A 2,541-nucleotide genomic window follows, 5' to 3' on the forward strand; every position below is an offset into this window, starting at 1 on the left:
TCAGGCCGACCCCCAGTTTGTGCGGGTTCAGGCGCGCCTCATAGCCCAGGATGTAGCCGTCTTTGGTCAGCCGCTGCACCCGCGCCAGCACCGCGGTCGGCGACAGGGTGACAAGGCGACAAGGCGACGTTTTCCGCCAGCTTGAGGTTGGAGATGCGGCCGTCGTCCTGCAGGCAGGCGAGAATTTTGAGGTCGATGCGGTCGAGCTCCGGCAGGGCGGTACTCATGACAGGCGATAGGTCTGCAGATGAATACTGGTCTCGCTGCTGCTGATGCCGCGAATCAGCCGAATGCGCTCCAGCACTTGCGACAGCTCCGCCAGATTGGCCGCGCGCAGCTCAGCCAGCAAATCCCAGCGCCCGTTGGTGTCGTGCAGGGAAGCTACACCGCGCTCGCCCAGCAGGCTGGCGATGACCGAACGGCCCTCATTGCCTTCCACCGCCACGCTCATCCAGGCGCTGATTTCGGAGGGCTGCGCGTCAGGCCGCAGCTTGACGGTGTAGCCGACGATGATGCCGGCGTCTTCCAGCTTGGTTACCCGGTTGGTCACCGTACCGCGTGACACGCCAAGCTTGTTCGCCAGCGTGGCCACGCTGGTGCGGGCGTCTTTGCGCAAAAGTGAAAGTAATTGTTGATCAACAGCATCCATGTTGTCACTATGTCAATATTTGTTGTCGAAGTGATAGAAATTTATCAAAAAGCAAGCAATGTTGTCGATTTACATTGTCATGTGATCTGGGGACACTACTCTTCAAGTATTCGAGCGAATTATGAAACGTCCCTCACTTGTCCAAACCCACTACCTTACGGTTCAGGATGTCGCCGCTATCGTCAACAAAATCGGCGCCGCGGCGACCTTGAGCCGCATGGCTGATTACATTCATGAAGATTACCTGCGTTGGCAAGACTTTGACAAATGCGCCCGCGTCGCCAGTCACTCCGCGGGCGGCGTGATCGAACTCATGCCGATTGCGGACGCCAAGACCTACGCCTTCAAATACGTCAACGGCCATCCCAAGAACACCTTCGCCGGTTTGCCCACCGTCATGGCGTTTGGTGTGTTGGCCGACGTCGATACCGGCTTCCCCGAGTTGCTCAGCGAGCTGACTCTGACCACCGCCTTGCGCACCGCCGCCATGTCGGCCGTGGCTGCCCGCGCGCTGGCCCGACCCCATAGCAAAAGCATGGCGCTGATCGGCAACGGCGCGCAAAGCGAGTTCCAGGCGCTGGCTTTTCATCACCTGCTGGGCATCGAGGAAATCCGCTTGTTTGATATCGACCGCGCCGCCACCCGGAAGCTGATAGGCAACCTCCAGCACACCGCGCTGCGCCTGATCGTCTGCGGCAGTATTGCCGAGGCCGTGCGCGGAGCCGATATAGTCACGACCGTGACCGCTGATAAAACCAACGCCGCCATCCTCACGCCGGATCTGATCGAGCCCGGCATGCACATCAACGGTGTGGGCGGCGATTGCCCCGGCAAGACCGAGCTGCACGCAGATGTGTTGCGCGGGGCCACGGTATTTGTGCAGTACGAGCCGCAAACCCGCATTGAGGGCGATCTGCAGCAGCTGCCCGCGGATTTTGCCGTCACCGAACTCTGGCAGGTGCTGCGCGCCCAGGCGCCAGGCCGCACCTCCGACGCCCAAGTCACCGTGTTTGACTCGGTCGGCTTTGCGCTGGAAGACTATTCGGCATTGCGTTTTCTGCGTGACGCCGCAAGTCAACTGGGGATTGGTCAATGGGTGTCACTGATTCCCGAGCTGGCTGATCCGAAAGACCTGTTCAGCCTGATCCGGCCTGCGCTGGACTCACCAGCGTCTGCCAGTCCACGTGCGGCGCGGGCCGGCGCGGTGTCTGGCGCCAATATCAAAAAGCGGGCCTTGGCGGCATGAACCCGGACATCCCTGCCAGCCCCGTCCCCCGCGGCGTCAGCCTGATCGGTGTCCCCACCGATATTGGCGCGGGCAGCATGGGCTCGCGCATGGGGCCTGAGGCCTTGCGCGTCGCCGGCTTGGCACAGGCGATTGCCCAGTTTGGTCTCGACGTCAAAGACTGCGGCAATCTGGCGGGCCCGGCCAATCCCTGGCTAGAGGCGGTCAACGGATTTCGCCACCTGCCTGAAGTGGTGCAGTGGAACCAGTTGCTGCATGACGCCATGTACGCTGAACTCCGGGCCGGGCGGCTGCCCATCATGCTTGGCGGCGACCATTGCCTGGGCATCGGCTCCATCAGCGCGGTGGCGCGCCATTGCCGCGAGCAGGGCAAGAAGTTGCGCGTCTTGTGGTTTGACGCGCACGCCGACTTCAATACCGCCACGCTCACGCCGAGTGGCAATATCCATGGCATGCCGGTGGCCTGCCTGTGCGGCTATGGCCCGCAAGAGCTGATCAAAATGGGTGGCCAGGTGCCAGCGCTCAAACCCAAGGAAATCCGCCAGATCGGTATTCGCAGCGTCGACGAGGGCGAGAAACGCCTGGTTCATGACATCGGCATTGAAGTGTTCGATATGCGTTATATCGACGAGATGGGCATGCGCCA

General features: G+C 61.5%; 3 protein-coding genes and 1 pseudogene. 2 read left to right on the forward strand and 2 right to left on the reverse strand.

What is annotated here, in order from left to right:
• A pseudogene (locus B3V69_RS01775) lies at positions 1–227 on the reverse strand (Lrp/AsnC family transcriptional regulator); the annotation flags it as partial.
• On the reverse strand, positions 224–649 hold the full coding sequence (locus B3V69_RS01780) for an Lrp/AsnC family transcriptional regulator (protein WP_296443223.1): 426 nt from the start codon (positions 647–649) through the stop codon (positions 224–226). The gene B3V69_RS01780 and the pseudogene B3V69_RS01775, both read right to left, overlap by 4 nt.
• A gap of 121 nt (positions 650–770) precedes the next feature.
• Here B3V69_RS01780 and B3V69_RS01785 point away from each other — a divergent pair, with 121 nt between their 5' ends.
• Together B3V69_RS01785 and B3V69_RS01790 are read left to right on the forward strand one after the other, a co-directional pair.
• Positions 771–1,895: an ornithine cyclodeaminase gene (locus tag B3V69_RS01785; RefSeq protein WP_296443226.1), complete on the forward strand. Its 1,125-nt coding sequence runs from the start codon at positions 771–773 to the stop codon at positions 1,893–1,895.
• Positions 1,892–2,541: arginase (locus B3V69_RS01790; protein ID WP_296443228.1), on the forward strand; the 650-nt coding region annotated here is incomplete at its 3' end. The genes B3V69_RS01785 and B3V69_RS01790, both read left to right, overlap by 4 nt.

The organism is Rhodoferax sp. UBA5149 (assembly GCF_002413825.1).
Taxonomy (GTDB): Bacteria; Pseudomonadota; Gammaproteobacteria; order Burkholderiales; family Burkholderiaceae_C; genus Rhodoferax.